Annotated in this window: 25 protein-coding genes; 15 read left to right on the forward strand and 10 right to left on the reverse strand. The window is 60.3% G+C overall.

Annotation, left to right across the window (positions count from 1 at the left end; all coding sequences use genetic code 11):
• The first annotated feature begins 113 nt into the window (after positions 1 to 113).
• The 13 genes from Q7C20_RS14135 (at position 114) to pdeM (ending at position 15,886) form a co-directional block, all read left to right on the forward strand.
• Positions 114 to 1,172, forward strand: a complete 1,059-nt coding sequence (locus tag Q7C20_RS14135) for a FecCD family ABC transporter permease (protein WP_375068099.1) — start codon at positions 114 to 116, stop codon at positions 1,170 to 1,172.
• Positions 1,169 to 1,954 (forward strand): ABC transporter ATP-binding protein, encoded by a 786-nt coding sequence (locus Q7C20_RS14140; RefSeq protein ID WP_375068100.1) that lies wholly within the window; start codon positions 1,169 to 1,171, stop codon positions 1,952 to 1,954. Before Q7C20_RS14135 ends, Q7C20_RS14140 begins: the two co-directional genes overlap by 4 nt.
• A 105-nt stretch (positions 1,955 to 2,059) precedes the next feature.
• On the forward strand, positions 2,060 to 2,704 hold the full coding sequence (locus Q7C20_RS14145) for a glutathione S-transferase N-terminal domain-containing protein (protein ID WP_375068102.1): 645 nt from the start codon (positions 2,060 to 2,062) through the stop codon (positions 2,702 to 2,704).
• A 224-nt stretch (positions 2,705 to 2,928) separates the two neighbouring features.
• On the forward strand, positions 2,929 to 5,370 hold the full coding sequence (locus Q7C20_RS14150; protein WP_375068103.1) for a penicillin acylase family protein: 2,442 nt from the start codon (positions 2,929 to 2,931) through the stop codon (positions 5,368 to 5,370).
• A gap of 201 nt (positions 5,371 to 5,571) precedes the next feature.
• A complete protein-coding gene (locus Q7C20_RS14155; protein WP_348058502.1) occupies positions 5,572 to 6,576 on the forward strand; it encodes a ligase-associated DNA damage response exonuclease in 1,005 nt (334 codons plus the stop codon).
• Positions 6,573 to 8,207 carry an ATP-dependent DNA ligase gene (locus Q7C20_RS14160; protein ID WP_375068105.1) on the forward strand — a complete coding sequence of 545 codons (1,635 nt, stop codon included), beginning with the start codon at positions 6,573 to 6,575 and terminating at the stop codon, positions 8,205 to 8,207. Before Q7C20_RS14155 ends, Q7C20_RS14160 begins: the two co-directional genes overlap by 4 nt.
• Positions 8,208 to 8,516: 309 nt before the next feature.
• Positions 8,517 to 9,296, forward strand: coding sequence for a transporter substrate-binding domain-containing protein (locus tag Q7C20_RS14165; protein ID WP_375068106.1), 780 nt, complete (start codon positions 8,517 to 8,519; stop codon positions 9,294 to 9,296).
• Between the two features lie 60 nt (positions 9,297 to 9,356).
• A complete protein-coding gene (locus Q7C20_RS14170; protein WP_375068107.1) occupies positions 9,357 to 10,085 on the forward strand; it encodes an ABC transporter permease in 729 nt (242 codons plus the stop codon).
• Positions 10,082 to 10,792, forward strand: a complete 711-nt coding sequence (locus Q7C20_RS14175; RefSeq protein ID WP_348058510.1) for an ABC transporter permease — start codon at positions 10,082 to 10,084, stop codon at positions 10,790 to 10,792. Before Q7C20_RS14170 ends, Q7C20_RS14175 begins: the two co-directional genes overlap by 4 nt.
• A gap of 9 nt (positions 10,793 to 10,801) precedes the next feature.
• Positions 10,802 to 11,920 (forward strand): succinylglutamate desuccinylase/aspartoacylase family protein, encoded by a 1,119-nt coding sequence (locus Q7C20_RS14180; RefSeq protein WP_375068108.1) that lies wholly within the window; start codon positions 10,802 to 10,804, stop codon positions 11,918 to 11,920.
• A gap of 13 nt (positions 11,921 to 11,933) precedes the next feature.
• Positions 11,934 to 12,698, forward strand: coding sequence for an ABC transporter ATP-binding protein (locus Q7C20_RS14185; protein ID WP_375068110.1), 765 nt, complete (start codon positions 11,934 to 11,936; stop codon positions 12,696 to 12,698).
• A gap of 57 nt (positions 12,699 to 12,755) precedes the next feature.
• A complete protein-coding gene (locus Q7C20_RS14190) occupies positions 12,756 to 15,236 on the forward strand; it encodes a ligase-associated DNA damage response DEXH box helicase (protein WP_375068112.1) in 2,481 nt (826 codons plus the stop codon).
• The gene (gene pdeM, locus Q7C20_RS14195) at positions 15,236 to 15,886 is read left to right on the forward strand and encodes a ligase-associated DNA damage response endonuclease PdeM (RefSeq protein WP_375068113.1); all 651 of its coding nucleotides are present in this window, start codon (positions 15,236 to 15,238) and stop codon (positions 15,884 to 15,886) included. The genes Q7C20_RS14190 and pdeM overlap by 1 nt, the downstream gene beginning before the upstream one ends.
• A 30-nt stretch (positions 15,887 to 15,916) precedes the next feature.
• Here pdeM and Q7C20_RS14200 read toward each other — a convergent pair whose 3' ends face one another.
• Together Q7C20_RS14200 and dcd are read right to left on the reverse strand one after the other, a co-directional pair.
• On the reverse strand, positions 15,917 to 16,117 hold the full coding sequence (locus tag Q7C20_RS14200; RefSeq protein WP_375068114.1) for a hypothetical protein: 201 nt from the start codon (positions 16,115 to 16,117) through the stop codon (positions 15,917 to 15,919).
• Positions 16,118 to 16,224: 107 nt separating this feature from the next.
• On the reverse strand, positions 16,225 to 16,791 hold the full coding sequence (gene dcd / locus Q7C20_RS14205) for a dCTP deaminase (protein WP_348058522.1): 567 nt from the start codon (positions 16,789 to 16,791) through the stop codon (positions 16,225 to 16,227).
• A 386-nt stretch (positions 16,792 to 17,177) separates the two neighbouring features.
• On the opposite strand from dcd, the gene Q7C20_RS14210 reads away from it, so the two are divergent.
• Positions 17,178 to 17,387, forward strand: coding sequence for a cold-shock protein (locus Q7C20_RS14210; RefSeq protein WP_002554837.1), 210 nt, complete (start codon positions 17,178 to 17,180; stop codon positions 17,385 to 17,387).
• A gap of 235 nt (positions 17,388 to 17,622) precedes the next feature.
• Here the strand turns inward: Q7C20_RS14210 and rpoS are convergent, their stop codons facing one another.
• The 8 genes from rpoS to Q7C20_RS14250 all read right to left on the reverse strand — a co-directional run bounded on the left by rpoS (position 17,623) and on the right by Q7C20_RS14250 (position 24,752).
• Complete coding sequence (rpoS, locus tag Q7C20_RS14215; RefSeq protein WP_375068134.1) at positions 17,623 to 18,630, reverse strand: RNA polymerase sigma factor RpoS; 1,008 nt, start codon at positions 18,628 to 18,630, stop codon at positions 17,623 to 17,625.
• Between the two features lie 106 nt (positions 18,631 to 18,736).
• Positions 18,737 to 19,579, reverse strand: a complete 843-nt coding sequence (locus Q7C20_RS14220; protein WP_375068136.1) for a peptidoglycan DD-metalloendopeptidase family protein — start codon at positions 19,577 to 19,579, stop codon at positions 18,737 to 18,739.
• A gap of 209 nt (positions 19,580 to 19,788) precedes the next feature.
• The gene (locus Q7C20_RS14225; RefSeq protein WP_010176736.1) at positions 19,789 to 20,424 is read right to left on the reverse strand and encodes a protein-L-isoaspartate(D-aspartate) O-methyltransferase; all 636 of its coding nucleotides are present in this window, start codon (positions 20,422 to 20,424) and stop codon (positions 19,789 to 19,791) included.
• Between the two features lie 41 nt (positions 20,425 to 20,465).
• A complete protein-coding gene (gene surE / locus Q7C20_RS14230) occupies positions 20,466 to 21,215 on the reverse strand; it encodes a 5'/3'-nucleotidase SurE (protein WP_375068138.1) in 750 nt (249 codons plus the stop codon).
• Complete coding sequence (gene truD / locus Q7C20_RS14235; protein WP_375068140.1) at positions 21,203 to 22,261, reverse strand: tRNA pseudouridine(13) synthase TruD; 1,059 nt, start codon at positions 22,259 to 22,261, stop codon at positions 21,203 to 21,205. Before truD ends, surE begins: the two co-directional genes overlap by 13 nt.
• The gene (gene ispF, locus Q7C20_RS14240; protein ID WP_375068141.1) at positions 22,258 to 22,731 is read right to left on the reverse strand and encodes a 2-C-methyl-D-erythritol 2,4-cyclodiphosphate synthase; all 474 of its coding nucleotides are present in this window, start codon (positions 22,729 to 22,731) and stop codon (positions 22,258 to 22,260) included. The genes truD and ispF overlap by 4 nt, the downstream gene beginning before the upstream one ends.
• A gap of 54 nt (positions 22,732 to 22,785) precedes the next feature.
• Positions 22,786 to 23,631, reverse strand: coding sequence for an S-formylglutathione hydrolase (gene fghA / locus Q7C20_RS14245; protein WP_375068143.1), 846 nt, complete (start codon positions 23,629 to 23,631; stop codon positions 22,786 to 22,788).
• Between the two features lie 8 nt (positions 23,632 to 23,639).
• Positions 23,640 to 24,752 carry an S-(hydroxymethyl)glutathione dehydrogenase/class III alcohol dehydrogenase gene (locus Q7C20_RS14250; RefSeq protein ID WP_348060689.1) on the reverse strand — a complete coding sequence of 371 codons (1,113 nt, stop codon included), beginning with the start codon at positions 24,750 to 24,752 and terminating at the stop codon, positions 23,640 to 23,642.
• A gap of 109 nt (positions 24,753 to 24,861) precedes the next feature.
• Here Q7C20_RS14250 and Q7C20_RS14255 point away from each other — a divergent pair, with 109 nt between their 5' ends.
• On the forward strand, positions 24,862 to 25,758 hold the full coding sequence (locus Q7C20_RS14255) for a LysR substrate-binding domain-containing protein (RefSeq protein ID WP_348060687.1): 897 nt from the start codon (positions 24,862 to 24,864) through the stop codon (positions 25,756 to 25,758).
• The last annotated feature ends 75 nt before the right edge of the window (positions 25,759 to 25,833 follow it).

The raw sequence follows: 25,833 nt of genomic DNA on the forward strand, positions 1-25,833 counted from the left end.
TTGCTCCCGATAGCGGAGTGTCAGGCAATAAATATTTGACTGACACTCCGCCATCGGGAGCAAGCCCCCTCCCACATTTTGATCTTCATCGATTTAAAGATTGTGTGAGCCCAATGACCACTCAAACCCTCGACCTCGCCAGCGCCACTCACGGCTATCGCCGTCTGCTCGCGCGGCGTGCCTGGCTGCTGGCGTTGCTCGGCGCCGCGCTGGTTTGCGCCATTCTGGTGGACCTCGCCAGCGGCCCGTCCGGCATGGGCCTGCTGGCTCTGCTCGACGGCATTCTGCACCCGTCACACCTGAGCGCCACCGACCAGGTGATTATCTGGAACGTGCGCCTGCCTTACGCGCTGATGGCGGTGCTGGTGGGTAGCGCACTGTCGCTGGCCGGGGCCGAGATGCAGGCGATTTTGAACAACCCGCTGGCCAGCCCGTTTACCCTCGGCGTGTCGTCGGCGGCCGCATTGGGCGCGTCACTGGTGATCGTATTTCCGGTAACCACGCTGTGGGTGTCGGCCAACACGGCAATCTCTCTCTCGGCGTTTATCTTCGCCGCCGCCTCGGTATTTCTGCTGCAGGCCATGTCGCGCCTGCGCGGTGCCGGGGTCGAAAGCCTGGTGTTGTTCGGCATTGCCTTGGTGTTCAGTTGCAACGCCGTAGTGGCCTTGTTGCAGCTGGTCGCCACTGAAGACGTGCTGCAACAATTGGTGTTTTGGACGCTGGGCAGCGTGACCCGAGCCAACTGGGACAAGCTCGGCATTCTCGCCTTCGTGGTTGCAGTGGTGATGCCATTTTCCTTCGCCGCTGCCCCGCGCCTGACCTTGCTGCGCATGGGTGAAGACCGCGCGCAAAGCTTCGGCGTAGATGTGAAGCGCCTGCGGTTTTTCTCGTTGCTGCGCATCAGCTTGTTATCGGCCACCGCCGTGGCGTTTGTGGGAACCATCGGCTTTATCGGCCTGGTGGGTCCGCATATCGCGCGGATTCTGGTGGGCGAAGACCAACGCTTCCTGTTGCCGGCCAGCGCCTTGACCGGCGCGTTGCTGCTGTCGCTGTCGTCAATCGCCAGCAAACTGATCATGCCCGGCGTGATCGTGCCGGTGGGCATCGTCACCGCCCTGGTAGGCGTGCCGATTTTCGTGGCGTTGGTGTTCAAGCGCGGGAGACAGTTATGAGTTTGGGCTTATCGGTTCACAACGCCAGCGTCAGCTATGGGCGGCGGCAGATTGTGCATGACCTGAGCATGCCCACCCTGCCCCACGGCAGCCTGACTGCTCTGATTGGCCCCAACGGCGCCGGCAAATCCACCCTGCTGCGTGCCGTGGCCGGGCTGGAAAAGATGACAGGCGTTGTGCGATTGGGGCACCTCGACCTGTCGGCCATGTCCATCGGCGAGCGTGCGCGGCGCGTCACTTACATGCCGCAAAACCTGCCGCCGGGGTTGAGCCTGAGTGTGATGGAAAGTGTGATCGCCGCCTTGCGCGTGGCAGATGTAGAAGGCATCCCGCTGTCCGGCGACGCCTGCCTGCGCGAAGCCTTCGAGGCGTTGCAGCGCATCGGCATCGCGCATTTGGCCGACCAGCTGTTAAGCACCTTGTCCGGCGGCCAACGCCAACTGGTCAGCCTCGCCCAACTCATCGCGCGCCGGCCACAGGTCATGTTGCTCGACGAGCCCACCAGCGCCCTGGACCTCAACTACCAGTTGAAAGTCATGGACTGCGTGCGCGGGCTGGTGCGCGAGCACAACCTGATCGCCGTGGTGGTGCTGCACGACATCAACCTCGCCGCGCGTTTTGCCGACCATATCGCCGTGCTGCGCGAAGGCCGCTTGTACGCCAGCGGTACGGCGGATGACGTGCTCGACCCGGCGCTGTTTGCCGAGGTGTATGGCGTGCAGGTGCGCATCGAGCGCTGCTCCCGGCAGTCGTTGCAGGTGCTGGTGGACGGTGCGGTGTGAATGGCATCTAAGGGTATACACAAATGTTTGATTGAATTTTCGTCGATGGAACATTACCTATACCTACAGGCATTCGCTCAAGCATCACCACTTTTGGAGAGCTTCATGATCGACTTGTATTACTGGACCACCCCCAACGGTCACAAAGTATCGCTGTTCCTGGAAGAAGCCGGCCTGCCCTACGAGGTGCACCCGATCAACATCGGCCAAGGCGACCAATTCAAGCCGGACTTCCTGAAGATCGCTCCCAACAACCGCATTCCGGCGATCGTCGATCACAACCCGACCGACGGCGGCGCGCCGATTTCGCTGTTCGAGTCTGGCGCCATCCTGCTGTACCTCGCGGAAAAAACCGGCCAGTTCATCCCCAAAGACCTGCGCGGTCGCCAGGAAGCCCTGCAATGGCTGTTCTGGCAAATGGGCGGGCTGGGCCCGATGGCGGGGCAAAATCACCACTTCAGCCAGTTCGCACCGGAGAAAATCCCCTACGCGATCAAGCGCTATGTGGAAGAAACCGCACGGTTGTATGGCGTGCTCGACCGCCGCCTGGCGGGCCGCCCGTTCGTGGCAGGCGAGGACTACAGCATTGCCGACATGGCCATTTACCCGTGGATTGTTTCCCACAAATGGCAGAGCCAGCGCCTGGAAGATTTCCCACACGTGCAGCGCTGGTTCAACAGCATCAAGGAACGGCCGGCGACTGTTCGGGCCTACGAACTGATACAAAAAGTAAACCCGCCCAAGGCCTGACCTTTGTAGGGGTGGCTTGTGTGGGAGCTGGCTTGCCTGCGATAGCATCACCTCGGTTTCACTGCAGACCGAGGTGCCTGCATCGCAGGCAAGCCAGCTCCCACACAAGCCAGCACACATTGATCGGCGCCCGGCTCAAAATTACCCAAACTCCTGCTTGCGTCGTTTCGCCGCGCTCACTAACGTAGCGCCTTTAATGACGCTACCCCCGCAGGAGCTTTGCCATGGCCTCGCCAGCCCTCTCACATTTTCTTCCCCGGTTCGGCGTTGCCGCGGCAGTGGCCAGTGCGTTAAGCCTGGCCGGTTGCCAGCTCCAGAGCACCCAGGACACCCTGACACCGGTCGCCGGTGTACAGCCGATCAAAGGCCTGGCACAGAATGTGTCGGTGCGCCGCAATGCCCAGGGCATGCCGTTGATCGAAAGCAACACCTTCCATGACGCGCTGTTCAGCCTCGGCTATGTGCACGCCAGCGACCGCATCACCCAAATGGTCACCTTGCGCCTGCTGGCCCAGGGCCGTCTGGCCGAAATGTCCGGGCCTGAAGTGCTCGACGTCGACCGCTTCATGCGCGCGGTCAACCTGAAAAAAAGCGCCGGCGAGCTGTATAACGCCTCGTCGCCGCGCCTCAAGCGCTTCTTTGAAGTGTATGCCCGGGGCGTCAACGCCTACCTGTTCCGCTACCGCGACAAACTGCCGCCAGACCTGGCCCAGACCGGCTACAAGCCCGAATACTGGAAGCCGGAAGATTCGGCGCTGTTGTTCTGCCTGCTGAATTTCAGTGAGTCGAGCAATTTGCAGGAAGAACTGTCATCGCTGGTGCTGGCGCAGAAAGTCGGCGTCGACAAACTCGCCTGGCTCACCCCAAGTGCGCCGGATGAGCCGATCCCGCTGGCTGAAACTGAAAAGCTCAAGGGCGTAAATTTCGGCCAGATCACCGGCCTCGCCGGGTTGGAAGCGGTTGGCCAGCAACTGAACAGCCTCAACGCACTGGCCGTCACCACGTCGAGCAACTGGGCCATCGGCCCGCAACGCGCCCGCAGCGGCAAAAGCCTGTTGGCCAGCGACCTGGCAGCTGCGCCGCAAGCGCCGTCGCCGTGGAACTACGTGCAGATTCGCGCCCCGAAATACCAGGCCGTCGGCGCCTCGATTGCCGGCTTGCCGACGCTGTTGTCTGGCTTCAACGGCAAAGTCGCGTGGAGCATGAGTTCGGTCAAGGGCGACACCCAGGACCTGTTCCTGGAAAAGGTCAAACGCCAGGGCAGCGCGCTGTACTACGAGAACAACGGAAAATGGCTACCGGCGCTGGTGCGGAACGAAACCTTCATCGTCAAAGGTCAGCGACCACTTCGCGAAGTGGTGTACGAAACCCGTCACGGCGCCCTGCTTAATAGCAGCCAGGCGCTGACCAGCGGTTTCGGCCTGGCCTTGCAAACCGCTGACTTTAAAGACGACAAGAGCCTGGACGCCTTCTTCGACCTGTCCCGCGCACAAAATGCCGGCAAGGCCTCGGATGCGACCCGCGAAATTCGCGCCATCGCGCTGAACATGATTTTCGCCGACGCCACCAATATCGGCTGGCAAGTCACCGGCCGTTTCCCCAACCGCCGTGAAGGCGAAGGCCTGCTGCCCTCGCCCGGCTGGGACGCGCGTTTTGACTGGGACGGTTACGCCGACGCGATGCTGCACCCGTATGACCAGGACCCGGCCCAAGGCTGGATCGGCACCGCCAACCAGCGCACCGCGCCGCGCGGCTACGGCATGCAATTGTCCAACTCCTGGGACGCACCGGAACGCAGCGAGCGCCTGGCGCAACTGGCAAATGCCGGCAAGCACGACAGCCGCAGCATGATCGCCATGCAGTACGACCAGACCACAACATTTGCCGCCAAACTCAAAACCATGTTCCAGGCGCCGGGCATGGCCCAGCCGCTGAAACAGGCGATTGATGCATTGCCGGCGCCAGAAGCGAGCAAGGCACGCGAGGCGCTGAACCGCCTGATGGCGTTTGATGGTCGCCTCGCACCGACTTCCGCCGATGCGGCGATCTACGAGCTGTTCCTGCAGGAAAGCACCAAGCAAATATTCCTCGACGAACTCGGCCCGGAAAACAGCGCGAGCTGGAAAGCGTTTATCAGCAACGCCAACCTGTCTTACTCCGCCAACGCCGACCACCTGCTGGGCCGTGAAGACAGCCCGTTCTGGGATGACGTGCGCACCGCGCAGAAAGAAGACAAACCAACCATCCTGGCCCGCAGCCTCGCCGCCGCGATCACGGCCGGCGACAGCCAGTTGGGCGCCGATCACAAGGCCTGGCAGTGGGGCAAGCTGCACACCACCACTTGGAAAAACACCAGCGGCCAGGTGATTCGTGGCCCGCTTGCCAGTGGCGGCGACCACAACACCTTGAACCCGGCGCCGTATAGCTGGGGGCAGAGCTTCGACACAACCCAAGTGCCGGCGCTGCGCATGATCGTCGACTTCAGCCAGACCGAACCGATGATGGGCCAGGGCGGCATCGGCCAATCCGGCAACCCGGCCAGCCCGAATTATGCCAATGGCATCGACCCGTCGCTCAAGGCGCAATACCTGAGCTTCCCGATGCAGCCGCAGAACTTCGACAAGGCGTACGGCAAAACGCGATTGACCCTGACCCCCGGCAAATAACCCGGTTCCTCCTGAAGGAACCGGATAAAAATGTGGGAGCGGGCTTGCTCGCGAATGCGGTAGATCAGTCACAACATCTTTGACTGACACTCCGCATTCGCGAGCAAGCCCGCTCCCACATTTGCCTTGCATGCATTCAGATAGAACTTCCAGCCCCGCCACCGCCTCCTAACTGATAAGCCCACTGCCCACGGCACGCCCATGGACCTTGTCATCGCCCGGCCCGAAGGCCTCTACTGCCCCGCCGGAGATTTCTACATCGACCCCTGGCGCCCGGTGGAACGCTCCGTCATCACCCACGCCCACGGCGACCACGCCCGCACCGGCAACACCCATTACCTGGCCGCCGCCCCCGGCGAAGGCATCCTGCGCTCGCGCCTGGGCCAGGACATCAACCTGCAAACCCTGGCCTATGGCGAACAACTGGTGCACCACGGCGTCACCCTGAGTTTTCATCCCGCCGGGCACGTGCTCGGTTCGGCTCAGGTGCGCCTGGAATACAAGGGCGAAGTCTGGGTCGCGTCCGGCGACTACAAGGTAGAGCCCGATGGCACCTGTGCGCCTTTCGAACCGGTGCGTTGCCACACCTTTATTACTGAATCGACCTTCGGCCTGCCGATCTACCGCTGGCAGCCACAAGCGCAGATTTTTGCCGGGATCAACGACTGGTGGCAGGGAAATATCGCCGCGGGGAAAGCCAGCGTGTTGTTCTGTTATTCCTTCGGCAAGGCCCAACGGATCCTGCATGGCATCGATGCCAGCATCGGCCCGATCCTTAGTCACGGCGCAGTCGAACCCTTAAACCGTGTGTACCGCGAAGCCGGAATCTACATTCCCGAAACCCTTTACGCCGGCGACTTCAAAAAGACCGACCCGTTGCTGCGCCAAGCCCTGATCATCGCCCCACCTTCGACCGGTGGCAGCACCTGGATAAAACGCTTTGGCGACTACAGCGATGCGTTCGCCAGCGGCTGGATGCGCCTGCGCGGCACCCGCCGGCGGCGCGGTGTGGACCGGGGTTTTGTACTCTCGGACCACGCCGACTGGCCCGGCCTGTTGTGGGCCATTGAACAAACCGGTGCCGAACGCGTGATGGTGACCCACGGCTCTGTCGGCGTGCTGGTGCGCCACCTGCGGGAAAAAGGCCTGGACGCCCAAGGCTTCACCACCGAATACGGCGATGACGAAGAAGAGGCCACCGCATGAAGGCCTTCGCCGAGTTGTACGCCAACCTTGACGCCACCACGTCCAGCAATGCCAAGCTCGCGGCGCTGCAAGCCTACTTTCTACAGGCGCCGCCGGAAGACGCGGCATGGGCGGTGTACTTTTTATCCGGCGGGCGGCCCCGGCAATTAGTGCCGACGCGCCTGCTCAGGGACATGGCCACCGAAGCCTCGGGTATCGAGCCGTGGCTGTTCGAAGAGAGCTATCAGTCCGTCGGCGATCTGGCTGAGACCATTTCCCTGCTACTTCCAGAATCGTCATACACCTCGCAAGACGGTTTGGCCGTGTGGCTGGAGGAAAAACTCCTGCCCCTGCGTGGTCTCCCGCCGCTGGAATTGGCAGACCGCTTGCCGGCGTTGTGGGCACAACTGGATCAACCGAGCCTGATGGTGTGCATCAAGTTGATCACCGGCAGTTTTCGCGTCGGTGTATCGAAATTGCTGGTCACCCGCGCGCTTGCCGCCATGGTCGATCTGGACAGCAAACGCGTGGCCCAGCGGCTGGTGGGCTACACCGATTTGTCCAACCGTCCTACACCTGAAGGCTATCTCAAGCTGATTGCACCCGAATCGTCCGACGAACATGCGCAACGTGGCGGGCAGCCTTATCCGTTTTTTCTCGCCCATGGGCTGTCGCAACCGGTGGAGCAATTCGACGCCCTGATCGGCTCGCCCGCCGACTGGCAGGTGGAATGGAAGTGGGATGGCATTCGCGCGCAATTGGTCAAACGCGAGGGCCGCTTGTGGATCTGGTCGCGCGGCGAGGAATTGATGACCGAACGTTTCCCCGAACTCCACAGCCTGGTCAGTGGCTTGCCCGACGGCACGGTCATCGATGGCGAAATCGTCGTGTGGAAGGACGCGGTGCAACCCTTCGCCCTGCTGCAACAGCGCATTGGCCGCAAAACCCTGAGCAAAAAAGTCCTCGACGATGCGCCGGTGGCCGTCCTTGCCTACGACTTGCTGGAGCATGAGGGCGACGACTGGCGCAGCCACACACAAGCCGAACGCCGCGCCGGGCTTGAGCAAGTGATTGCGCAGTGCAACAGCCCGGTGCTGCTGCCATCCCCCTTGCTGACGGGTGAAAGCTGGGCAGACTTGGCGGCACAACGCGAAGCCTCTCGCAGCCTCGGCGTAGAAGGCATGATGCTCAAGGCCCGCGACGGGCTCTATGGCGTGGGCCGCACCAAGGACATGGGCGTGTGGTGGAAGTGGAAAGTCGACCCGTTCAGCGTCGATGCGGTGTTGATCTACGCCCAGCGCGGCCATGGCCGGCGCGCCAGCTTGTACAGCGACTACACCTTTGCGGTGTGGGATGGGCCAGTCGGCAGTGAACGCACATTGGTGCCGTTCGCCAAGGCGTATTCCGGGCTGACTGACGAAGAGATGCGCAAGGTTGATGCGATTGTGCGCAAAACCACGGTGGAGAAATTCGGCCCGGTGAGCAGTGTCACGCCAAGCATGGTGTTTGAGCTGGGGTTTGAGGGGATTGCCTTGTCCAAGCGGCACAAGAGCGGGATTGCGGTGCGGTTTCCGCGGATGTTGCGGTGGCGCCAGGATAAGGCTGTTGAGGATGCGGATAATCTGGCCACTCTGCAGGATTTGCTGGCCTGATCAGATTCCTTGTGGGAGCGGGCTTGCTCGCGAATGCGGTGGGTCAGTTCCAGATAAATTGACTGACTCACCGCATTCGCGAGCAAGCCCGCTCCCACATTTTGATCTCCCTATGAACTGAAATAGTGCGCTGATTTTTCGATGCCCATTTTCGGGCATCTTCTACACTCAGAACTGCCTTATCCCACCTTTTAAAACGCTCATTCGGAACTATGGTGCAGAAATTGCTACTTGTGATCCGTCTGACACCGTTCAGTAACAGTCCTAAACGCGCCACAAGCGCTTATCTTGGTTTCCAGGGATTACATAATGAAAAAAGCATTGCTGACCCTTTCTGCACTGGCTCTGTGCATGGCTGCTGGCGTCGCTACAGCCAAGGAATACAAGGAATTGCGTTTTGGTGTCGATCCTTCCTACGCGCCGTTCGAATCCAAGGCCGCCGACGGCAGCCTGATAGGCTTCGATATCGACCTGGGCAATGCGATCTGCGCTGAGCTGAAAGTGAAGTGCAAGTGGGTCGAAAGCGACTTCGACGGCATGATTCCAGGCCTCAACGCCAACAAGTTTGATGGCGTGATTTCCTCGATGACCGTGACCGCAGCCCGTGAAAAGGCGATCGATTTCTCCAACGAGCTGTTTTCCGGCCCGACTTCCCTGGTGTTCAAAAAGGGCGCGAACTTCTCCACGCCTGAGTCTCTGAAGGGCAAATCGGTTGGCTATGAGCAAGGCACCATTCAGGAAGCCTACGCCAAGGCTGTGCTGGACAAAGCCGGTGTGACCACCAAGGCCTACGCCAACCAGGACCAGGTTTACGCTGACCTGACTTCCGGCCGTCTGGACGCTTCGGTACAGGACATGCTGCAAGCCGAACTGGGCTTTTTGAAGTCGCCAGCCGGTGCCGGCTATGAAGTCAGCGCGGCCATTGATGACCCACTGCTGCCGTCCAAAACTGCGGTCGGTATCAAAAAAGGTAACAAAGAGCTGAAGGCCTTGATCGATAAAGGTATCAAAGCGTTACACGATGATGGCACCTACGCCACCATCCAGAAGAAACACTTTGGCGATCTGAACCTGTACAGCGGTAAATAACACCCTGGCGCCCACCGGTTTGCGGTGGGCGCTTTTTTATCGCCATTAGGTCCTGAATTCATGTTTGAAGATCTTTTGCAAACCCTGGGGCTGGGCGCCTTCAGCTTGAAGGGGTTCGGCCCGCTGTTGCTGCAAGGTACGTGGATGACCGTGAAACTGTCGGTCGCCTCCCTTGCTGTCAGCGTCCTGCTCGGCCTGCTCGGCGCCAGCGCCAAACTGTCCAGCGTCAAACTGATCCGCATCCCCGCGCAGCTTTACACCACCTTGATTCGCGGCGTGCCCGACCTGGTGCTGATGCTGCTGATTTTCTACAGCCTGCAAATCTGGCTGACCGGCTTTACCGACTTTATGGAATGGGACTACATCGAGATTGACCCATTCAGTGCCGGGGTCATCACCCTGGGCTTCATTTACGGTGCGTATTTTACCGAGACGTTTCGCGGCGCGATTCTCGCCGTGCCGCGCGGCCAACTGGAAGCGGCGACCGCCTATGGCCTTAAACGCGGGCAGCGCTTTCGCTACGTGACCTTTCCACAGATGATGCGTTTTGCGCTGCCGGGCATCGGCAATAACTGGATGGTGATGCTCAAAGCCACTGCGCTGGTGTCGATCATCGGCTTGGCCGACCTGGTGAAAGCCGCCCAGGATGCGGGCAAAAGCACTTATCAGTTGTTCTACTTTTTGGTCATCGCCGCATTGATCTACCTGTTGATCACCAGCGCCTCCAACCTCGTCCTGCGCTGGCTTGAACGCCGCTACTCCGCTGGGTCCAGGGAGGCCGTGCGATGATCGAACTTCTGCAGCAATACTGGCGGCCCTTCCTTTATAGCGATGGCCAACACATCACCGGGCTGGCCATGACCCTGTGGCTGCTCAGCGCCTCGCTGGTGTTCGGCTTTCTGGTGTCGATTCCACTGTCCATTGCCCGCGTTTCGCGCAAGCGCTCGATACGCTGGCCGGTGCAGTTCTATACCTACCTGTTCCGTGGCACGCCGCTCTATATTCAATTGCTGATCTGCTACACCGGCATCTACAGCATCGCCGCGGTGCGCGCCCAGCCAATGCTGGATGCGTTTTTTCGCGATGCGATGAACTGCACCATCCTGGCCTTCGCCCTCAACACCTGCGCCTACACCACCGAGATTTTCGCCGGTGCGATCCGCAGCATGGCCCACGGTGAAGTCGAAGCCGCCAAGGCCTACGGCCTGACCGGGTGGAAGCTGTATGCCTACGTGATCATGCCTTCGGCCCTGCGCCGCTCGTTGCCCTACTACAGCAACGAAGTGATCCTGATGCTGCATTCGACCACCGTGGCGTTCACCGCGACGGTGCCGGACATTCTCAAAGTCGCGCGGGACGCCAACTCGGCGACCTACATGACCTTTCAATCATTCGGTATCGCTGCGCTGATCTACCTGACCGTGACCTTTGCCCTGGTCGGCCTGTTCCGCCTGGCGGAGCGCCGCTGGCTGGCCTTTCTCGGGCCGAGCCATTAAGGAGTTCGTATGCGTCATCAGGTGCATGAACTGATCGCGCCCGTGCCCGGCACGGCGCGGCAGATTCACAGTTTTCACTTCGGCCCGGAACTGGCCGAAGGCAAGATTTACATCCAGTCGTCGCTGCACGCCGATGAACTGCCGGGCATGCTGGTGGCCTGGCATTTGAAGGCGCGCCTGGCCCAACTGGCGGCTGCCGGTCGGCTGCGCAGTGAGATCGTGCTGGTGCCAATCGCCAACCCGGTCGGGCTGGAACAGGTGCTGATGGACACTCCGCTGGGCCGCTACGAGCTGGAAAGCGGGCAGAACTTCAACCGCCTGTTTGTCGACCTCAGTGATGAGGTGGGTAATCAGGTGGAAGGCTTGCTCGGGGATGATCCGCAGCACAACGTCGAATTGATCCGTACCGCGCTGGTCACCGCGCTGGCTGCGCACACCGCTGACACCCAGCTGCAATCCCAGCGCCTGGTGCTGCAACGCCTGGCCTGTGATGCCGACATGGTGCTCGACCTGCATTGTGATTTCGAAGCCGTGGCGCACCTGTACACCACGCCCGAGGCCTGGCCGCAGGTGGAACCGCTGGCGCGGTATATCGGCTCGGAGGCTAATTTGCTGGCCACCGATTCCGGCGGACAGTCCTTTGATGAGTGTTTCACGCTGGTGTGGTGGCAATTGCAGCAACGCTTTGCCGAGCGCTTCCCGATTCCCATGGGCAGCTTTTCGGTGACCGTCGAACTGCGTGGCCAGGGCGACGTCAACCACGGCCTCGCGGCGCTCGACTGCCAGGCGATCATCGATTACCTGATCCACTACGGCGCCATTGCCGGTGACATCGCGCCCATGCCCGCGCTGCCCTACCCGGCCACGCCGCTGGCGGGGGTTGAGCCTGTGACCACGCCGGTCGGCGGCCTGCTGGTGTTCAGCGCCCTGCCGGGTGAATACCTGAGCGCCGGGCAACTGATCGCCGAAATCATCGACCCCATTACTGACCGCGTAACGCCCGTGCATTGCCAGCATGCCGGCCTGCTGTACGCCCGTTCGCTGCGCCGCATGGCCACTGCCGGGATGGTCATCAGCCATGTCGCCGGCTTAGAGGCCTACCGCAGCGGCTACCTACTTTCGCCTTGAGGATGCACGCCCCATGTACAAATTGACCGTTGAAGGCCTGCATAAAAGCTATGGCGACAATGAGGTGCTCAAAGGTGTCTCGCTCAAGGCCAGGACCGGTGACGTGATCAGCCTGATCGGCGCCAGCGGCTCGGGCAAAAGTACCTTTTTGCGCTGCATCAATTTTCTGGAAACCCCCGACGACGGTGCCATGACCCTCGACGGCCAGCCGATTCGCATGGTCAGCGACCGCAATGGCATGCGCGTGGCCGACGACGCCGAGCTGCAACGCCTGCGCACACGGCTGGCGATGGTGTTCCAGCATTTCAACCTGTGGAGCCACATGAGCGTGCTGGAAAACATCACCATGGCCCCGCGCCGGGTGCTGGGTTGCAGCAAGAAAGACGCCGAAGACCGTGCCCGTCGCTACCTCGACAAAGTCGGCTTGCCGGCGCGCGTGGCCGACCAATACCCGGCATTTCTGTCCGGTGGCCAGCAGCAACGCGTGGCTATCGCCCGTGCCTTGGCCATGGAGCCGGAGGTGATGCTGTTCGATGAACCGACCTCGGCCCTCGACCCGGAACTGGTCGGCGAAGTGCTGAAGGTGATTCAGGGGCTGGCCGAGGAAGGCCGCACCATGATCATGGTCACCCACGAGATGAGCTTTGCGCGCAAGGTGTCGAGCCAGGTGCTGTTTCTGCATAAAGGGCTGGTTGAGGAGCAAGGCGCGCCTGAGGATGTGTTGGGCAATCCGAAGAGCGAGCGTTTGCAGCAATTCCTCAGTGGCAATTTGAAGTAAACCTTTGCGACGCCTGGAGGGTCTCTGAAATAGAGACTCCAGAGCGTCAGCTATCGAATGGCAAAACCCGTCGACTTCGCAAAAAAATGGTTTGCCGCCAAAGGCTGGAAGCCGTTCGCCTTCCAGAAAGAGGTGTGGGCAGCGGTCAAGGACGGTCAATCCGGCTTGCTGCATGCCAGTACCGGCGCGGGTAAAACCTATGCGCTGTGGTTCGCCGCCCTCAATCGTTTCGCCCTCACGCGCCCGCCCGCTACCGGCAAACGCAAACCGCCTGCCGAACCGCTGACGGTGTTGTGGATCACACCGATGCGTGCCTTGGCCGCAGACACCGCACGCGCCCTTGAAGCGCCGTTGGAGACGCTCCAGATTCCCTGGACTGTCGGCCTGCGCACCGGCGATACCAGTAGCAGCGAACGTGCGCGCCAGACCCGTCGCCAGCCCACCGCGCTAGTCACTACCCCCGAAAGCCTGACGCTGATGCTCGCGCGCGCCGACAGTGAGGTGAGTCTTGGGCACCTGCGCATGGTGGTCGTGGATGAGTGGCATGAACTGATTGGCAATAAACGCGGGGTGCAGTTGCAACTGGCGCTGGCGCGGCTGCGGCGTTGGCACCCGGAATTGATGGTGTGGGGGATTTCCGCGACGCTGGGTAATCAGGCCCACGCATTGGAGGTTTTGGTCCCACAAGGTGACGGGATCAACGTGCAGGGGCAAACCGCCAAACAGCTGCTGATCGACACCTTGCTGCCTGCGGTCACCGAGCGGTTTCCCTGGGCCGGGCATATTGGCTTAAAGATGTTGCCCCAGGTGGTCGCCGAGGTGGATTCCAGCAGCAGTTGCCTGGTGTTTACCAACACGCGGGCACAGTCGGAGATCTGGTATCAGGCGCTGTTGGAAGCGCGCACGGATTGGGCCGGGTTGATTGCCTTGCATCACGGCTCACTGTCGCGAGAAACCCGGGACTGGGTGGAGCGGGCGCTGAAAGACGGCCAGCTCAAGGCGGTGGTGTGCACGTCCAGCCTGGACCTCGGGGTGGACTTTTTGCCGGTGGAGCGCGTATTGCAGATCGGCTCGGCCAAAGGCGTGGCGCGCCTGATGCAGCGCGCCGGGCGCTCCGGGCACGCGCCCGGGCGCCCGTCACGGGTGACGCTGGTGCCGACCCACAGCCTGGAGTTGGTGGAAGCCGCCGCCGCTCAGGACGCCATTGCGCAACGGCGCATCGAGGCCCGCGAATCGCCCCACAAGCCGTTGGATGTGCTCGTACAGCATTTGGTGAGCATGGCCTTGGGCGGTGGGTTTACGCCTGACGCGTTGCTGTCGGAAGTGCGCGGCGCCTGGGCCTATAAAGACCTCACCGATGAAGACTGGGCCTGGGCGCTGGGGTTTGTGCGCCATGGCGGGCTGTCACTGACGGCGTATCCGGACTACCGCCGCGTGGAGCCGGACGAGCATGGCATCTGGCGTGTCCCGGATGCCCGCTTGGCGCGCCGTCATCGCATGAGCGTGGGCACCATCGTCAGCGATGCCAGCATCCATTTGAAATACTGGAGCAAGGGCGGCGGCGGCAAAAATCTGGGCAGCGTGGAGGAAGGCTTTATCGCTCGGCTCAAGCCGGGCGACGGTTTCCTGTTTGCCGGGCGTTTGCTGGAGCTGGTGCGCGTGGAGAACATGACCGCCTATGTGCGCCGCAGCACCGCAAAAAAGGCCGCCGTGCCACGCTGGAATGGCGGACGCATGCCGCTCTCCAACGAGCTGGCGCAGGCGGTGGTCGAGCGCTTCGATGCCGCCGCGCACGGGCGCTTTGAAGGCCCGGAGATGAGGGCTGTGCAGCCGCTGCTGCAGACCCAGTTACGCTGGTCGGGCTTGCCCACGCGCGAAAACTTGCTGGCGGAAGCCCTGAAGTCGCGGGAAGGCTGGCACCTGTTTCTATACCCTTTCGCCGGGCGCCAGGTGCATCTGGGGTTGGCGAGTTTGCTGGCGTGGCGGGTCAGCCAACAGCAACCGGTGACCTTTTCGATTGCGGTGAATGACTACGGCCTGGAGTTGTTGAGCGCCACGCCGGTGGATTGGCCGCTGCTGCTGAACGAAGCACTGCTGAGTCCGGATAATTTGCTGGAAGACGTTGCCGCCAGCCTGAACGCCGGGGAGCTGGCCCTGCGCCGCTTTCGCGAAATCGCGCGCATTGCCGGGCTGGTGTTTGCCGGCTATCCCGGGGCGCCGAAAAGTACGCGTCAGGTGCAGGCTTCCAGCGGTTTATTCTTTGAAGTGTTCAAGCAATATGACCCGCAGAATCTGTTACTGACCCAGGCCGGGGAAGAAGTCCTGCGCGACGAGTTGGATATTCGCAGGCTCGAAGAGACGTTGGGCCATCTGGCGGCATTGGTGTTGGACCTGCATGTGATCGAACGGCCGACGCCGCTGGCGTTCCCCTTGCTGGTGGAGCGGATGCGCGAAAGCATGAGTTCGGAAAAACTGTCGGAGCGCATTGCGCGGATGGTCAAGGATTTGGAAAAAGTCGCGGATAACGGGAAGCGCTGATGCACTGTGCAATGACACTTGAGGGTGAAGAGTTGTGGCTGCTGGCGGACAAAGCGGTGTATTGGCCCTCACGCAAATGCCTGCTGATTGCCGATGCGCATTTTGGCAAGGCGTCCGCGTATCGCAGCCTGGGGCAACCCGTCCCGCAAGGCACTACGACCGAGAACCTGCTGAAGCTGGATCGCCTACTGGGCGCATTTGAATGCGAGCAGATCATCTTTCTCGGGGATTTTCTGCATGGGCCAGGCTCTCACGCCAGCGGTACCCTGAGCGCGCTCAGAGGCTGGCGGGAACGCCATCCCGATCTGGCGATGACCCTGATTCGCGGCAATCACGACAAGCGTGCAGGCGACCCGCCGGATGACTTGCGGATCGAAGTGGTCACGGAACCGCTACTGGTGGGCCCCTTCGCACTGCAACACGAGCCCGATCCGCACGTCAGCCATCACGTGCTGGCAGGCCATGTGCACCCGGTGTACCGCCTGCGCGGCAAGGGGCGACAGAGCTTGCGCCTGGCGTGCTTCCAGATCGGCGCAAGGGTCAGCCTGCTACCGGCATTTGGAGCGTTTACCGGGGGATATCAGGTCGATCAGCACGAGGATCGGCAGATCTACGTGATCGGCGATCAAGAAGTATGGCCAGTCCGCTGAAGGACTGACCGTGTAGCCAACCCATGTGAATCAAGCGACAGGTGCGGGTGGCGGCTCATCTGGGATTGTCGGCACACCGGGCTCGATGGGCTCCGGAACGTCTTGGTCAGGTTGGCCGGGAATGCCGCCCGCCGCATAGGCAGGGTTGGCCATCAAGGACCAGGCCAGAACACCGATTTGGTTGGGTTCAAGCCGGGCGAGTTCAGCGCTGATTCGCGGGTCGATCTTCATAAGGTACTCCTCAAGCGTGGCTCGACGCGTTTTGCACGCGCCGAGGCAGTACACCCAATAGAGTCACTTCTCGCAGACAAATTCCCTTTGCGTGTAAGACCTTTCGATCAAGCGCGTGGGAGAGTGACGCCGCGCTGGCCCTGATACTTGCCCGCGCGGTCTTTATAAGACACTTCACAGGCCTCGTCGGACTGCAGGAACAGCATCTGTGCCACGCCTTCGTTGGCGTAAATTTTGGCAGGCAGCGTGGTGGTGTTGGAGAACTCCAGGGTTACGTGCCCTTCCCACTCAGGCTCAAGCGGCGTCACGTTAACGATGATGCCGCAGCGCGCGTAGGTGCTTTTACCCAGGCAGATGGTCAGCACGTCGCGGGGAATGCGGAAGAACTCAACAGTGCGCGCCAGGGCGAAGGAGTTCGGCGGGATGATGCACACGTCGCTTTTTACGTCGACGAAGCTTTTCTCGTCGAAGTTCTTTGGATCGACGATCGCCGAGTTGATATTGGTGAACACCTTGAATTCATCGGCGCAGCGCACGTCGTAGCCATAGCTGGACACACCGTACGAAATCACTCGTTCAGCACCTTCACCGCGGATTTGGCGCTCTACGAAGGGTTCGATCATGCCGTGTTCTTGCGCCATGCGGCGAATCCACTTGTCCGATTTGATGCTCATGGCGGTGTCCTGATAGCGAGGTGGAAAAAACTGTCTGGCATCTTACCGGGGCCGGCGTTGGGGTTCAAAGGGCGCGGGGGATTTCTTGATGAATGCGCCGTTCTCTATAGTGCAGAGCCAGCAGGAACGGGGCTCTGGTTGCATTTGGAGGCGACTGTAAATACCACCGCCAATCACGAATTTAGAGAAACCTTCGGAAATACCATTGGCACATCCGGCAAAAACGGTTAAGGTGACGTCACTGTGTTGCTTGTGTCACTGAGAATCTCTACACGATATGTTGAATTTCGATCCAACCATCTCCAAGAATTTTTCCTGCTCTTTGCACTCAGTCTCGGCCAGGGCTTTTCCTGAGTCGCAGTTAACTTTGTTCAAGGAGTTACACCATGTCTAATCGCCAAACTGGTACCGTTAAGTGGTTCAACGATGAAAAAGGCTTCGGCTTCATCACTCCACAATCCGGTGACGACCTGTTCGTTCACTTCAAAGCTATCCAATCCGACGGCTTCAAAAGCCTGAAAGAAGGCCAACAGGTCTCTTTCATCGCTACCCGCGGTCAGAAAGGCATGCAAGCTGAAGAAGTTCAAGTTATCTAACTTGTACTGACTTAGTCGAAAAAACCCCGCCCTTAAAAGCGGGGTTTTTTTATGCCTGGAATTTGGCTTTGCGCCAACGTAATACCGGGCACAAAAAAATGTGGAAACCTTACTTAATATGGGAGCTGGCTTGCCTGCGATAGCTTCACTCGGGTTTCAAGTTACACCGAGGTGATGCCATCGCAGGCAAGCCAGCTCCCACACAAGCTTGGCTTCCACATTTTCTTATGCGTCGTTACTGGAACAACGACTCACTCGACAGACCATTCTTCTCCAGGATCTCACGCAAGCGCTTGAGGCCCTCTACCTGGATCTGCCGCACTCGCTCACGGGTCAGGCCGATTTCCAGGCCTACGTCCTCCAGAGTGCTGCTCTCATGGCCGCGCAGGCCGAAGCGGCGAATCACCACCTCACGCTGCTTATCCGTGAGTTCCGACAGCCACTGATCAATGCTTTGGGAAAGATCATCGTCCTGCAACAGTTCGCAAGGATCCGTCGGGCGATCATCCGTAAGAGTGTCCAGCAGGGTTTTATCCGAATCCGGGCCCAGCGAGACGTCGACCGAAGACACGCGCTCGTTCAAGCCGAGCATGCGCTTGACCTCCCCTACCGGCTTTTCCAGCAGGTTGGCAATTTCTTCAGGCGAAGGCTCATGATCGAGTTTTTGAGTGAGCTCACGCGCCGCCCGCAGGTAGACGTTAAGCTCTTTGACCACATGGATCGGCAACCGAATCGTGCGGGTCTGATTCATGATCGCCCGTTCGATGGTCTGGCGAATCCACCAAGTGGCATAGGTAGAAAAACGAAAGCCACGCTCAGGGTCGAACTTCTCCACCGCCCGGATCAAGCCCAGGTTGCCTTCCTCGATCAGGTCCAACAGAGACAACCCGCGATTGACATAGCGTCGGGCGATTTTCACCACCAGGCGCAGGTTGCTTTCAATCATGCGTTTGCGCCCAGCCGGATCCCCTTTCTGCGACAAGCGCGCAAAATGGACTTCTTCTTCGGGGGTCAAAAGGGGGGAAAAGCCGATTTCATTGAGGTACAGCTGGGTCGCGTCGAGCGCCCGTGTGTAGTCAATGTACTTGTGTTGTTTTAATGCGGTGGAGTTCTTGGATTTGGTGCGAACTGAAGGTGCAGCAGCCCCCTCATTATTCGACATCGATTCCATATCGATGGATTCCTCCATAAGGAGAACCTCATCGTCGATGTCAAACTCCGGCGCTTCTTTACTGAGAGCCATTGTTATAGTCCTTTGGTGAGTTCGACCTCAAGCTCAAGCGACGCCTCTATCCTTGGCAACGCTGGAGCCTGTTCCTTCTACGCGAGGGAACAGGCTGTGCAACATATCAACGACGGGGTAAGAATTGCAGCGGATCTACAGGTTTCCCTTGGCGGCGAATCTCAAAATGCAGTTTCACCCGGTCTGTACCCGTTGACCCCATTTCGGCAATTGTCTGTCCGACTTTGACCTGCTGCCCCTCCCGAACCAACAGCCTACGGTTATGGCCGTAAGCACTGACGTAGGTATCACTGTGTTTGATGATGACCAGCTCGCCGTAGCCCCGCAAACCACTCCCGGCGTACACCACTGTCCCATCAGACGCAGCTAAAACAGGCTGTCCCAAATCTCCGGCGATATCAATGCCTTTATTCAAACTACCGTTTGAAGAGAATTTTCCAATTAACACCCCGTTCGAAGGCCATCCCCAACCGGTCGGCGCAGGCCCTGCAGGGGGCAGCGGCGCGGCTGCTGGCCTGCTCGCAACCGAAGGCGCTGCGGTGCCTGCAGGCCGAGTGGTAATGGTAGTTTTGCTCGAAGACGACGATGAAGATCCGGAGTTTGTCACAACTGTCACCGGTGCAGAACCGGTGCGCCCATCGAAGCGAATCGTCTGCCCCGGATGTATCGTATAGGGCACAGGAATATTGTTACGAGCTGCGAGCGCCTTGTAATCCCAGCCATAACGGAAGGCGATCGAGAACATCGTGTCGCCTTTGCGCACCACATATTGCCCGGTGGTGACTGTTGGTTTTTGCGGCACGGCGCTGGGGTTATTTCGGTCGACAACCCGAGCACCTTTGGACGGCGAGCTGGAGCAACCCACCAACAGGGAACTCAAGACAAGGCCAAGCACCAGTCGCTGAAAGCTCGTTTTACTCATACGCTGCGCAAGACCTGTGAGACTCACCCGCCGCTCCCTTTGTGGTGGCTGAACATGAACGCCTGTATCAGGCTTGAAATATGTCGCAAGTATAACTGGGCCTTGGCTTTTTACCGGCACACGACTGAAACGAAAAATTCATCATGTTTTAAACCGGTAGCCGATCATGTTGACTCAACTCACCCCGCCGTAAGACACATCCTCGCCAACAGAATTCACTGCGGGCGAATAAATGATCAGGCGAGTGGGCCGTTGAGCAACGGCACGAAGCGCACAGCGCCGAGCACGTGCCGAGAAAAGCCTTCTTCCTCGCGAATAATGAGCATCAATTGTTGCACTTCGCCGGAGCCGACCGGAATCACCAGCCGCCCGCCAGGCGCCAGTTGATCCAGAAGCGCTTGCGGTACGTCGGTCGCCACGGCCGTAACGATAATGCCGTTATAGGGTGCCAGCGCCGGCCAGCCTTCCCAACCATCGCCCCAGCGGAACACCACGTTGCGCAGGTTGAGTTCAACCAGACGCTCTTTGGCGCGGTCCTGCAGCACCTTGATGCGCTCCACCGAGAACACCCGCTCCACCAGCTGCGAAAGCACGGCGGTCTGGTAACCGGAACCGGTGCCGATCTCCAGCACCTTGTCCAACGGCCCCGCCGCCAACAGCAGCTCGCTCATGCGCGCGACCATATACGGCTGGGAGATCGTCTGGTTATGGCCGATGGGCAGCGCGGTGTCTTCATAGGCGCGGTGCGCCAGGGCTTCATCGACAAACAAATGCCGAGGTGTACGCCGAATGACTTCCAGCACCTGGGCGTTGGACAGGCCTTCTTCGTACAGGCGCTGGATCAAACGTTCGCGGGTACGCTGGGAGGTCATGCCGATGCCACGGCGCAGCATTTCGTCTTGTTCACGCCCCATCAACGCAGCCCCTCAAGCCAGCCATCGAGGCTACTGAAGGCATCACTGAAGGTGCGATCCAGTTGCAACGGGGTAATCGACACATAGCCTTGCATCACCGCATGAAAGTCCGTGCCGGGGCCGCCGTCTTCGGCGTCGCCCGCTGCGGCGATCCAATAACCTTCCCTGCCACGCGGATCGACCACCTTCAACGGCGCGGCGGCGCGGGCGCGATGGCCCAGGCGCGTCAGCTGAATGCCGCGAATATGGTCGAGGGGCAAGTTGGGAACATTAACGTTGAGCACCGTGCGTGGCGGCAAATCGAGGGAGCCATGAGCCTCCACCAGCTTGCGTGCGAAGTACGCCGCCGTCGCCAGGTTATCCAGTTGCCGCGAGGCGAAGGAAAAGGCGAACGAGGTACGACCGAGAAAGCGCCCTTCCAAAGCGGCTGCCACGGTGCCGGAATACAACACATCGTCGCCCAGGTTGGCGCCGAGGTTGATACCCGACACCACGATGTCCGGCTCCTTGTCCAACAGGCTATTAATAGCCAGGTGCACGCAATCGGTAGGCGTGCCGTTCACGCTGATAAAGCCGTTGGCCAGAACCTGCGGGTGCAACGGACGGTCGAGCGTCAGCGAACTGCTGGCGCCGCTCTTGTCCTGGTCCGGGGCGACCACCACGCACTCGGCATAATCTTCCAGCGCAGCATAGAGCGCAGCAAGGCCGGGGGCGGTCACCCCATCATCATTTGATATCAGAATACGCATGGGTTGTCCGTCTGCCCCACCGGCACCAGATCAACAAGTTCGCGCACCAAGACAGTGGCGAAGCATCCAGCCGGCAGGACGAATTCCAATTGCAGAATGTCAGGCGAGGGATAATGCCACGTCAACCCGCCAATGGGCAGTCGAAGAATGCGACGTTCCTGGCTCATGCCGGCATTCACCAGCCAATCGCGCAGGTCCGCTTCGCTGGCGGCGACGGCTTGCTCCAGCGCGTGGGTCGCGCCGCCAGCCGGCGAGTCACCCTCGCCCCACTGCGGCCCGGTGGGGTGCAGGTCCAGAATCGCCAGGCGCGGGTCGCTGCATTCAGCTTCCCCTGCGGGAAAAAAACTGCGGCTGTCGGTAAACGCCAGCAGGTCGCCGACTTGGGCGCGCTGCCAGGAACCGTCGGCCACGCGTGCCGCCAACACCTTGTTAAACAAAAAGCTGCGCGCCGTGGACAGCAGCCGTGAACGCACATTGCGCTGTTCCGGCAAGGCCTTGCGCGCCGCCCACTCGCGAGCGTCCACGACGTTGCCGCCGTTATGCCCGAAGCGCTGGGCGCCAAAATAGTTGGGAATGCCCTGCTTGGCGATCAACTGCAAGCGCTCGTCGATGGCGGCGGCGTCACCGGCAAACTGGGTCAGGCGCAAGGTGAAGCCATTGGCCGAATGCGCACCCCGTTGCAGCTTGCGCTTGTGGCGCGCGATCTTGAGGATTTTGAGGGTGTCGTTTTCCGCCCCGCTCATGTCCGGATCAGCCTTGCCGGGCAGTTGCACGCTGAACCATTGGCGGGTCAGCGCCTGACGGTCCTTGAGCCCGGCATAACTGACGGTGCGCAACGGCACGCCGGCTGCCTTGGCAATGCGCCGCGCGGCCTCTTCAGTGTTCAGGCCACGCTTTTCTACCCACAACCACAGGTGCTCACCGTCGCCGCTCAGCGGGATGTCGAGCACTTCGTCTACCTGAAAATCTTCCGCCGTGGCTTTCAGGACTGCGCTGCCCAAGGCCTCGCCATAGGCTCGTGGGCCAAGCAATTGCAGGTCATTCATACGCGCAGCAACAAGGCGACGGAGTGCACCGCGATGCCCTCTTCACGACCGGTAAACCCGAGCTTTTCGGTGGTGGTGGCTTTCACGTTGACTTGATCCAATTCAATTTGCAGGTCGGCGGCAATCAATGCGCGCATCGATTCGATATGCGGGGCCATTTTCGGTGCCTGGGCCACGATGGTGTTGTCGACATTGCCGACCTTCCAACCCTTGGCGTGGATCAGGCCAACCACGTGACGCAGCAAGACACGGCTGTCCGCGCCCTTGAAGGTGGGGTCGGTGTCCGGAAAATGCTTGCCGATATCACCCAACGCGGCAGCGCCGAGCAAGGCATCGCTCAAGGCGTGCAACACAACGTCGCCGTCGGAATGCGCCAGCAACCCATGGTGGTGCGAAATGCGCACGCCGCCCAGGGTAATGAAGTCGCCTTCGGCGAAACGGTGCACATCATAGCCGTGGCCAATACGCATAAAAAAACGCCCCGATTTAATTCAGGGCGTGATTCTACCTACTTTTGCCTCACATTAACCGAGCAAAGCACGACCATGGTGTCGCAAATGGTCTTCGATGAAGCTGGCGATAAAGAAGTAGCTGTGGTCATAGCCCGGCTGCAGGCGCAGTTCCAGCGGATGGCCCGCCGCCTTGGCCGCTTGTTGCAGGGCTTCGGGCTTGAGCTGCACGGCAAGGAAATCGTCGCGATCGCCCTGATCCACCAGCAACGGCAGCTTTTCCGAGGCCTCGCTTATCAGCACACAGGCATCCCATTCGCGCCATTTCGCGCGCTCTTCGCCCAGGTAGCGAGAGAAGGCTTTCTGGCCCCACGGGCAATCCATCGGGTTGTTGATCGGCGAAAACGCCGACACCGATTGGTAACGACCGGGGTTGCGCAAGGCACACACCAGCGCGCCATGGCCGCCCATGGAGTGGCCGCTGACCCCGCGCTTATCCGAAGCAGGGAAATGCGCTTCAACCAACGCCGGCAATTCCTGCACCACGTAGTCATGCATCCGATAGTGCTTGGCCCACGGCTCTTGCGTGGCATTCAGATAAAAGCCAGCGCCCAGGCCGAAGTCATAAGCGTTTTCCGGATCATCCGGCACACCCGGCCCGCGCGGGCTGGTGTCTGGCGCGACGATGATCAAGCCCAATTCGGCGGCGATGCGATGGGCACCGGCCTTCTGCATGAAGTTTTCATCGGTGCAGGTCAAACCTGACAACCAGTACAGCACCGGCAGCTTGCCGCCCAACTCCGCTTGCGGCGGCAGGTAGACGGCGAACGTCATGTCGCAACCCAGCACATCGGAATGATGTTTGTAGCGTTTATGCCAGCCGCCGAAGCTCTTCTGGCACGACAGGTTTTCCAGACTCATGGCCGACCTCAGAAGTGGATGACGGTACGAATGCTCTTGCTTTCATGCATCAGGTCAAACGCTTTGTTGATGTCTTCCAGACCCATGGTGTGGGTGATGAACGTGTCCAGCGGAATCTCGCCGGTCTTAGCCATTTCTACGTAGCTAGGCAGCTCGGTACGGCCGCGCACGCCGCCAAATGCCGAACCGCGCCAGACGCGACCGGTCACCAACTGGAAGGGACGCGTGGAAATTTCCTGACCGGCACCGGCCACACCGATGATCACCGACTCGCCCCAGCCTTTGTGGCAGCACTCAAGGGCGGCGCGCATCAGTTGCACGTTGCCGATGCACTCGAAGGAGAAGTCCACACCGCCGTCGGTGAGGTCGACAATCACGTCCTGGATCGGGCGATCGTAGTCTTTCGGATTGATGCAGTCGGTGGCGCCCAGTTGCTTGGCGATCTCGAACTTGGCGGGGTTGATGTCGACGGCGATGATGCGACCGGCCTTGGCCTTGACCGCGCCGATCACCGCCGACAAGCCGATGCCGCCCAAACCGAAGATGGCCACGGTGTCGCCTGGCTTGACCTTGGCGGTGTTGATCACCGCACCGATGCCAGTGGTGACGCCGCAACCCAGCAGGCAGACTTTTTCCAGCGGTGCGTCTTTAGGAATTTTGGCCACCGAAATTTCCGGCAACACGGTGTACTCGGAGAAAGTCGACGTACCCATGTAATGGAAAATCGGCTGGCCTTTGTAGGAGAAACGCGTGGTGCCATCGGGCATCAGGCCTTTGCCTTGGGTAGAACGGATGGCCTGGCACAGGTTGGTCTTGCCCGACAGGCAGAATTTGCACTTGCCGCATTCCGGGGTGTACAGCGGGATCACGTGGTCGCCGACGGCCACCGAGGTGACGCCCTCGCCGATCGCTTCAACCACCGCGCCGCCTTCATGGCCCAGGATCGACGGGAAGATGCCTTCCGGGTCTGCGCCCGAAAGAGTGTAGGCGTCGGTATGGCAGACGCCGGACGCGACTACCCGCAGCAGCACTTCGCCAGCCTTGGGCATGGCCACATCCACTTCGACGATCTCAAGGGGCTTTTTGGCTTCGAAGGCTACGGCGGCGCGGGACTTGATCATCCGGGTTTCTCCATGGAATTAAAAACTGAGGAGGTGAGTGTAAAACATGGCTGGCTGATTAATAATCCGGGCGAAAGCAAAACTTTATTGCTGTACGGGGATAATCGCCATGCTGGAAAACCGCTGGGAAGGCATTGACGAGTTTGTGGCGGTTGCCGAATGCAGCCAGTTCACGGCAGCGGCGGAACGGCTGGGCGTTTCTTCGTCGCATATCAGTCGGCAGGTGGCGCGCCTGGAGGAACGACTGCAAACGCGGTTGCTGTACCGCAGCACACGCAAAGTGACTCTGACCGAAGCCGGTCAGACGTTTCTGCAACACTGCCAACGTTTACAGGACGGTCGCGAAGAAGCGCTACGTGCGGTCGGCGACCTCGCCAGCGAACCCAAGGGCATGCTGCGCATGACCTGCGCGGTGGCGTACGGCGAACGGTTTATCGTGCCGTTGGTGACCCGCTTCATGGGTGTGTATCCGCAATTGCGCGTGGATATCGAGCTGAGCAATCGCCAGCTCGACCTGGTACACGAAGGCCTCGACCTGGCGATTCGTTTGGGTCGCCTGCAAGACTCGCGCATGGTCGCCAGTCGCCTGGCGCCTCGGCGTATGTATGTGTGCGCGTCACCGTCCTACCTCGAACGGTACGGTCGGCCACATAGTTTGTCGGAATTGAGTCGGCATAATTGCCTGATCGGCAGCTCGGATATCTGGCAACTGGCCCAGGACGGGCGCGAATTTTCCCAGCGGGTACAGGGAAACTGGCGCTGCAACAGTGGGCAGGCGGTGCTGGATGCCGCGTTGCAAGGGGTTGGGTTGTGCCAGCTGCCGGATTATTACGTGCTGGAACACTTGCACAGTGGCGTGCTGGTGTCATTGCTGGAGGCGCATCAGCCGCCGAATACGGCGGTGTGGGCGCTCTACCCGCAGCAGCGGCATTTGTCGCCGAAGGTGCGCAAGCTGGTGGATTTTTTGAAGGTGGGGTTGGCGGAGCGGCCGGAGTACAGCCGTTGATGATGGGGTGTTGGGGCTGGCCTCTTCGCGAGCAAGCCCGCTCCCACATTTGACCGAGTTCGTTTTGAAGAAATG

The sequence above is a fragment of the Pseudomonas sp. AMR01 genome, from assembly GCF_041946035.1.
GTDB classification, from domain to species: domain Bacteria; phylum Pseudomonadota; class Gammaproteobacteria; order Pseudomonadales; family Pseudomonadaceae; genus Aquipseudomonas; species Aquipseudomonas antarctica_B.

Bases quoted from the DNA above. Each gene is read 5' to 3' on its own strand.
- Q7C20_RS14190 (WP_375068112.1), top strand. From the start codon at position 12,756: ATGGCAAAACCCGTCGACTTCGCAAAAAAATGGTTTGCCGCCAAAGGC.
- Q7C20_RS14250 (WP_348060689.1), bottom strand. From the start codon at position 24,752: ATGATCAAGTCCCGCGCCGCCGTAGCCTTCGAAGCCAAAAAGCCCCTT.
- surE (WP_375068138.1), bottom strand. From the start codon at position 21,215: ATGCGTATTCTGATATCAAATGATGATGGGGTGACCGCCCCCGGCCTT.
- Q7C20_RS14225 (WP_010176736.1), bottom strand. From the start codon at position 20,424: ATGACCTCCCAGCGTACCCGCGAACGTTTGATCCAGCGCCTGTACGAA.
- pdeM (WP_375068113.1), top strand. From the start codon at position 15,236: ATGCACTGTGCAATGACACTTGAGGGTGAAGAGTTGTGGCTGCTGGCG.
- Q7C20_RS14165 (WP_375068106.1), top strand. From the start codon at position 8,517: ATGAAAAAAGCATTGCTGACCCTTTCTGCACTGGCTCTGTGCATGGCT.
- Q7C20_RS14200 (WP_375068114.1), bottom strand. From the start codon at position 16,117: ATGAAGATCGACCCGCGAATCAGCGCTGAACTCGCCCGGCTTGAACCC.
- Q7C20_RS14155 (WP_348058502.1), top strand. From the start codon at position 5,572: ATGGACCTTGTCATCGCCCGGCCCGAAGGCCTCTACTGCCCCGCCGGA.
- Q7C20_RS14170 (WP_375068107.1), top strand. From the start codon at position 9,357: ATGTTTGAAGATCTTTTGCAAACCCTGGGGCTGGGCGCCTTCAGCTTG.
- Q7C20_RS14175 (WP_348058510.1), top strand. From the start codon at position 10,082: ATGATCGAACTTCTGCAGCAATACTGGCGGCCCTTCCTTTATAGCGAT.
- Q7C20_RS14145 (WP_375068102.1), top strand. From the start codon at position 2,060: ATGATCGACTTGTATTACTGGACCACCCCCAACGGTCACAAAGTATCG.
- ispF (WP_375068141.1), bottom strand. From the start codon at position 22,731: ATGCGTATTGGCCACGGCTATGATGTGCACCGTTTCGCCGAAGGCGAC.
- fghA (WP_375068143.1), bottom strand. From the start codon at position 23,631: ATGAGTCTGGAAAACCTGTCGTGCCAGAAGAGCTTCGGCGGCTGGCAT.
- Q7C20_RS14180 (WP_375068108.1), top strand. From the start codon at position 10,802: ATGCGTCATCAGGTGCATGAACTGATCGCGCCCGTGCCCGGCACGGCG.
- Q7C20_RS14135 (WP_375068099.1), top strand. From the start codon at position 114: ATGACCACTCAAACCCTCGACCTCGCCAGCGCCACTCACGGCTATCGC.
- rpoS (WP_375068134.1), bottom strand. From the start codon at position 18,630: ATGGCTCTCAGTAAAGAAGCGCCGGAGTTTGACATCGACGATGAGGTT.
- Q7C20_RS14210 (WP_002554837.1), top strand. From the start codon at position 17,178: ATGTCTAATCGCCAAACTGGTACCGTTAAGTGGTTCAACGATGAAAAA.
- dcd (WP_348058522.1), bottom strand. From the start codon at position 16,791: ATGAGCATCAAATCGGACAAGTGGATTCGCCGCATGGCGCAAGAACAC.
- truD (WP_375068140.1), bottom strand. From the start codon at position 22,261: ATGAATGACCTGCAATTGCTTGGCCCACGAGCCTATGGCGAGGCCTTG.
- Q7C20_RS14185 (WP_375068110.1), top strand. From the start codon at position 11,934: ATGTACAAATTGACCGTTGAAGGCCTGCATAAAAGCTATGGCGACAAT.
- Q7C20_RS14255 (WP_348060687.1), top strand. From the start codon at position 24,862: ATGCTGGAAAACCGCTGGGAAGGCATTGACGAGTTTGTGGCGGTTGCC.
- Q7C20_RS14150 (WP_375068103.1), top strand. From the start codon at position 2,929: ATGGCCTCGCCAGCCCTCTCACATTTTCTTCCCCGGTTCGGCGTTGCC.
- Q7C20_RS14160 (WP_375068105.1), top strand. From the start codon at position 6,573: ATGAAGGCCTTCGCCGAGTTGTACGCCAACCTTGACGCCACCACGTCC.
- Q7C20_RS14140 (WP_375068100.1), top strand. From the start codon at position 1,169: ATGAGTTTGGGCTTATCGGTTCACAACGCCAGCGTCAGCTATGGGCGG.